This window comes from Desulfosporosinus metallidurans (assembly GCF_001936615.1).
Classification (GTDB): Bacteria; Bacillota; Desulfitobacteriia; order Desulfitobacteriales; family Desulfitobacteriaceae; genus Desulfosporosinus; species Desulfosporosinus metallidurans.
The window spans coordinates 23,796-29,954 of record NZ_MLBF01000049.1 but is presented as its reverse complement, the minus strand read 5'-3'; the positions used below and the strand labels follow the sequence as shown (position 1 = coordinate 29,954).

At 41.2% G+C, this 6,159-nt stretch carries 6 protein-coding genes; all 6 read right to left on the bottom strand.

The features are described 5' to 3' along the window. Positions 1-2,294: BREX system P-loop protein BrxC (gene brxC / locus DSOL_RS20630; RefSeq protein WP_139314555.1), on the bottom strand; the 2,294-nt coding region annotated here is incomplete at its 3' end. Between the two features lie 17 nt (positions 2,295-2,311). Continuing rightward, on the bottom strand, positions 2,312-2,881 hold the full coding sequence (locus tag DSOL_RS20625) for a DUF1788 domain-containing protein (protein ID WP_075366668.1): 570 nt from the start codon (positions 2,879-2,881) through the stop codon (positions 2,312-2,314). After that, the gene (locus DSOL_RS20620) at positions 2,881-3,522 is read right to left on the bottom strand and encodes a DUF1819 family protein (protein WP_083642860.1); all 642 of its coding nucleotides are present in this window, start codon (positions 3,520-3,522) and stop codon (positions 2,881-2,883) included. Before DSOL_RS20620 ends, DSOL_RS20625 begins: the two co-directional genes overlap by 1 nt. A 31-nt stretch (positions 3,523-3,553) precedes the next feature. After that, positions 3,554-4,195 carry a RadC family protein gene (gene radC, locus DSOL_RS20615; protein ID WP_486598771.1) on the bottom strand — a complete coding sequence of 214 codons (642 nt, stop codon included), beginning with the start codon at positions 4,193-4,195 and terminating at the stop codon, positions 3,554-3,556. Positions 4,196-4,578: 383 nt separating this feature from the next. Beyond that, entirely contained in the window at positions 4,579-5,307 is a 729-nt protein-coding gene (locus DSOL_RS28485) for a P-loop NTPase family protein (protein ID WP_207649659.1), read from the bottom strand. A 399-nt stretch (positions 5,308-5,706) separates the two neighbouring features. Next, complete coding sequence (locus DSOL_RS20605; protein WP_075366665.1) at positions 5,707-6,108, bottom strand: DUF2399 domain-containing protein; 402 nt, start codon at positions 6,106-6,108, stop codon at positions 5,707-5,709. Positions 6,109-6,159 lie beyond the last annotated feature (51 nt).

Sequence of the window (6,159 nt, the reverse complement as noted above, 5' to 3'; positions counted from 1 at the left end):
TCGACCAATTTTATCTGTCGATCATCTTCTACAAGGATTTGCCACAGATCACTGTTGACCAGCACAAACTTCTTAATATAGTTCAACTTAGTATAGATGCTTTCCACCATAGACTGAAAAGCCTTGTTGAGCTTTTCTACGGGTTGTCCACTTTTGATCTCGACCTTTTGAGCGCTAACATAGATATCTGCTTCAGTAATTGCCGTAATGAGTAAGCTCTTGACTCGATCTTTTCTAGTCTTTAGTTCCCTGGATTTGTTGTCTATGATCCCTCGGATAGTTTCCGGTAGGCTGATCGAAGCTGTTTTGGTACGGTAGGATTCAATCTTGAGCACTTCTTCCATCTCATACCAAAAGTCAGCATCAGGGGGAAGTTTCACAATTATTTTGTCTCCGCCAAAGGACAAGTTCTTAAATTCTTGTTCGCCATACTCACTGTAATGGTCAAAAAATGGAGTGATAATCCGAATCCCCATTTCCCCATCCTGCTTGCCACGAGGGCGATCATCAATCTGTTGGTTGAACGCAAAGTCATACTTGCTGTTATATTTATACTTTTTGTCCGGGTAGATATCTTCAAAGATCACTTCTCCAAGTTTAGCACTGACGTCACTGGGGTCGATCAGCATATTTTTGATCTCTCGGTTAACATCTTGCTCATCATCGGTTAAGAAGGTATATTCATCACCATCTTTTTGAATCAGAGTTTCCTGGACTAGCCTTCTGAGGGATTTTTCGATGCTCCCTTTGAGGGTGATTTTGTCCTCGTCAATTTTCGTGACCATTAAAGTGGCCAGGTTTTCTAACTTAGGCTGAATTTCTTTAACATATTTAATCATAAACAAGAGTTTTAAGACATCAAGATCTTCAGGATGTAGCTGGGTGTTCTCCCTAGCTTGGTCAATCACTCTCCGAATCGATCCATCAAGAAAGGTTTCAATAGAATTATAAAACGTGTAAAACGGAACAAGCGTGCCGATTGATTGCTCTCGGTAGGCCTGGGCGGATTCTTGAAAGGCACTCAGCAAGGAGCGTTCTCCTTCGGCAAGGTGTTTACCGGATGAACCATGTTTTCGAATACCCGAAAACACTTTTTGCAAGAGGTTGAATTGGTACGGGATAAAGGGGTATACCTCAACAAAGTCGGTTTTATTGACATAGTTTTTCATTTCCGCGGTGCCTGAAGCAAAGCTAATTGTATTACGCAGCTTAGCGTTACTCTCATCATAAAGCAGCCCTAACGTATCCTGGGCTGGAGCCGTTTTTTCTAAAAGGCGTTTTTTGATGACTTCATCGACGTTGCTGCTGGATAAGTTGATCCGCGTATTGAAGCGACCCTGAATTTTCGAGAAGTCTCGTCCTTTGACCTTAGGGGTGACCGAATCAATATCTTCTTGAGACGTGACGATGACCCAGGCTTTGCCCTTACATTTGGCGCCCAGCTCTTCGACGATAGTTTGCAAGTCCAGCATCATCTGAGTGTTGTCCCCGATGTACTGTCCAATTTCGTCAACCAAAAAAACGATATGATGGTTCCGACCTCTTTCCTCCAGATACGCTTTGACCATTAAAGCGAATTCTCCGATGCTCATGGTAAAGTTGTTATCCTTGTTATTAAACCATTCTAAGGCTGAATCCTTAGAACAGTTCCGAACTTCCATCAGAGTGTTCACAATAAGGTCTCTGTCGAATAAGACACGCCGCCTGCGATTTTCCCAAAGGTCACCGGTTTTCTCCTGAATGATGGATTTAAAATTCTCGTAGTTTCCTTCTTTTACGAGCTGACTTTCCATATCCGCAACCCAGGGTTTACTCCCATAGAAACCTTGCATTTCATAAAAGACTTTAATAAAGACCTTGAGAATGGCATCTTTTTGACTACCGGTACCGTAGTCACTTTTGGAATCAATATTAAAGAGCACGATGTTAGAAGGGACTTGTCCAGCTCGTTTAAGATTGGCGAGTAAGATCGGGTCCTTAATTTTGCTGTCAAAGAAGCTAACCGCTTCTCTGCCATCTACCTCTTGGTTTTCTAAGATGTAGGATAAAATCTTTAGAAAGTGAGATTTACCAGACCCAAAGAAGCCTGAAATCCAGACCCCCATGGCATCGGTCGACTGATTGATTCCCTTTATGTAAGCATCAAAAAAAGAGTCAAAGTGCCGATTGAGTTCTTTCGTCACTACATACTCATCTAACTCTTGTAAGATCTCCGCTTGTTCTAATTGACCGACCTTGATAACTCCTTTGATATCCCTGCCGATCCGTTTGGCATAGATCTGTTGTAGTTGCATAATTTCTTCCTCAATTCCTACTTTTCAATTAAGCGAAACGCTCGATAATAATTGTCATCTTTGAGCTTGTTAAATAATCGCAACTCTGCGCCATCATAATTCCCAGGGAAAAACATAATAACCGGGACCTTATCTAAGACGTGGTGTAAGTTATTCAAAATGTTATGGGATCTGACCATCGGCCAGACCTTCCCCACTCCCGTGAGGAAAACCATATCCGCTCCCTCAATCTGATCAGAAATCTGTTCAACATAGACTTCTGGACTAGCGATATCTCGTAAAGCCTCGCTAATGTACATTGACCCTTGTTCAGCTTCGATTTGGGGTAAGTCCTCTAATACCCCTTCGTGCTTTAATAAAGCTAACATCATATCGTAGAGGTCAAATTCAATGACCTTTCTGCTCGAAGGTCCGTCAAATAAGGCACGTTTTAAATAAGCAATATGTTCTCGAACAATGAGTTCGTCACTAGGGTCATAGTCGAAAATATAAAAGCCTATTTCATTTCCTAATCCCTTGTTCGCTAAAAAGGCGGGAGATTGGATTTTCTCTAATATCTTGTCCAGGCGTTCTCTGATTAAAGTCATTACATTCTTCCCCCTGTGATAGCGCGAATAAGTCTATGGTCGCCAAGTTTTCTCAAATGGTTAAGCAATTCTTCTTCTATGGTAGGTGGAGTTAGGGTTTTCTGATGTGTATTGTTTATCAGACCCGCCTCAAAGAGTATTCTACTATAGACTGCTGACAATTTTTTGAGGGTGTATTCCTGCCAGCTTGCCACCTTGGGGCTTTGTTCTGCTTTATTGTTAAAGAAAATGCGAAAATCCTTAGGCTCTAGTTCTTGTTCTCCGAGCTGGACCTTTTCCAGATAAACTTCCTCTATGAACTCCCAAAAAAGCCTGTTGGTTTTCATAATGGCGATTAAAGCTATAAGTTTGCTCGTATGTAAAGAACCGTTTACCAAGATGTTCAACATCACTTCATCTAAGATCGCTACCCGCTTAAGGGTAGCACTTAACAGTTTATTGATGCTTTTATTGGTGGCAGACTGGAACAGGTTTTCGTCCTTAATTTTTGCTCTTATTTCAACGGGCGAAAGACCGGCCAAAGTTAGTTTAGCAACATGTTTTAGTTCAAAATATAAATAGGGCTCACCTGTTAGGTTTGCGTAGTACTGTGCTTCCACTGCATCACTTCCAATTTCTGCTTTAACTAATAGTGTTATCAAACATGCTGCTCTTTAACCGAAACACGGGAGATTAAAGCAGTCCTTTTTCTGCACAGCTGACGTATTGTTCTCCTGCTGCAATGATGTGATCAAGCACGGAAATGGAAATCTGTTCTAAAGCAACTTGAATTCTTTTCGTCACTTCAATATCTTGTGGTGAAGGAATGGGAGTCCCTCCTGGGTGGTTATGGGCTAGAATGACACTCTGGGCTTTATGTCGCAAGGCTGTTTCCACGATGAGCCTTGGGTAAACTGGTGCTTGGTCAATAGTCCCTTCATGGACGAGGGCCGGATATATCACCCTATGTTGGGCATCCAGACAGATCACATAAAAAACTTCATAGGTTCTTCCCGAGCATAGTGTTTGGACATACTCCCCTGCTTTGGCAGTACTATCAAGGGTAGGCCTTGTTCCCCAACGATCTTTTAGATATATTCGGGCCAATGAAGGTATAAGGGCTAACAGTATGGCTGAGTTTTCTCCCAAACCCGAAGTCTTTGCTAGATCTTTGGGATCAGCTTCCAAAACTCCAGACAGTGAACCGTATTTATTAATTAAGGAATGGGCGAGTTCGTTGGTGTCCTTTCTCGGTATGGCGTAGAACAACAGAAGTTCAAGGATTTGATGGTCTTCAAAGGCATCTAGACCTTCTTCGATAAATCGATTTTTCAATCGGCTTCTGTGTCCTTCGTGCACGATAAGACTCATTTCCTTTCGTGGTATGGTGAATTTACGTTCTTACGATATTTCTCCATTTTTCCTGATTAACCTGCTTGCTGAGTTAATTAATTAAACTTCTGTTGCCTGGAAAATACCTCGTATCTCTTCAAAATGGCAATAAATAAGAGCCCTCAGTTCAAGCGTGAATATAAAGAATCCTAGACTAGTTAAAACCCACATTGAAATAGCTACCACGGATAACATCATGAATATGGGTATAATGGGTCACAAAATCTTCTCACCCTACCGCTGGAACACTTGAATAGGGAAGTAATTTATCGATAAACTGATTTGTATTATTCGACTTTTCAACTTCTACTCGTTACAATATTTGTTCAGGCCATACGTTCTGCAGTCACGCCACCTCTTCGAGTGACCAACTGATAAATTTTAGACGGAACACCTTCATTCTCCAACTTTCTTTGAAAAAATTTGGCTTGTATCGAATCATGAGTACTCATCATTACTTGATAATCCAAGTCTATAATATAATCTCTTAATACGTCAAAAACTGACGATGCATGAACAAGATCATGATGTTGTGTAGGATCATCTAATAGTAAAGCTCTCCATGGGGTCCATTGAGATCTATTCGCCATAGACAACATAAGCGTTAGTTGCAGGTCTGTAAGTTGAGCTTCACTTGCAATATCGGTTATATTCATATTTTGATTATGAATAGTTGCAGAAGTTTTAGCTATACGCTTATTCCTTGAGGTAGTATTACTCAATAAAGGGGCTCTAGATATTAAGGGGTTAATAACAATTCTTTTCAACAATCCTTTCCAGGGTTCATTAATTGCGTTTAATTGCCCATGAATTTGTTCAGATTCTGTCATTACATTTGTAAAAAATAAATTCACAGCTTCCTTTTTCGCTTTAATGTTTTGAAGTATGCAGTTTTTTTGGGTAACTGAAGTATTTAATGATTCTATATATGTCTTTTCACTAGTGTCACCTATTTGCTTTTTGATTTGATTATCAATGTCATTAAACTTTTCAGCAGCGTGCCAATTTGCTAGTCCCTGTTCGATTGCATTCAAATTTGTACTTTCTTTTTCCAATTCTTCAATAGATTTTGTAACAATTTGATGTCTAATTATTAATGTTTCTAGGTTTGGCTGCTGCCCTTCTAATCCTGCCTGCTAATGTGAGGATTTCATGTCAAAATATCCTATTGGCTACAATTTTTCAATTGACTTATCGTCTTTCGGCTTGATCAACAAACGTCCTGAAAACAAAATGCAAGAGTAAGCCTTAAAGAAGGGCAGTGAAACCAGATACCACTAAGCGGCGCAAGCGGCCGCTGCGAAATTCTTCATAGAGACGATCTCGTTCCTGTTGTGGAGTTTTTCCGGTGATTAAAGGGGCATTTAACTCACGAGCTAGCATTTCGAGCGTTTTCGAAGGTAATTCTCTCGACAACTCCGCTTAGGTATTCCATTTTTTTGCCCCGCCAATCATCAGACGCTTGAAGTGTTAAATCCCTGCATAGACTGTTTCACATCACACCACAAGTCACTTAGAATCCCTTCTTGATAACCCGCTAGACCAGTTTTAAGAAGTTTTTCTTTGGGAGGAGCGAGTTCAGGAGAGGAGACTCTGTCGAGTTGTTTCAAGCGCTGAGGACTTAGGACCTGGTCCGAGCGCGAAAGCTGATAATCTTCGAGGGTGTAATGCCAAGCTTTTGCCTGCCCGGGGTAGCGCAGTAAAAGCCGTTCTGCCATGGATAAGCCTTCAGGGTCGAAGTCCCCCGAGTAATAAATTAGTGTACCGCTGGCGGCTAATTTATCGAGCAAGAGCAAACTGGCGAGTTTGAATTGGCCATGTGTACAAATGAGGGGGGGATTCGGGGTCATCTCCATAAGTCCCTGTTCCTCACAAAAATCTCGACAGAGATCTAAGAGGGCTGAGTA

Bases quoted from the DNA above. Each gene is read 5' to 3' on its own strand.
- DSOL_RS20605 (WP_075366665.1), bottom strand. From the start codon at position 6,108: ATGGAGATGACCCCGAATCCCCCCCTCATTTGTACACATGGCCAATTC.
- DSOL_RS20625 (WP_075366668.1), bottom strand. From the start codon at position 2,881: ATGACTTTAATCAGAGAACGCCTGGACAAGATATTAGAGAAAATCCAA.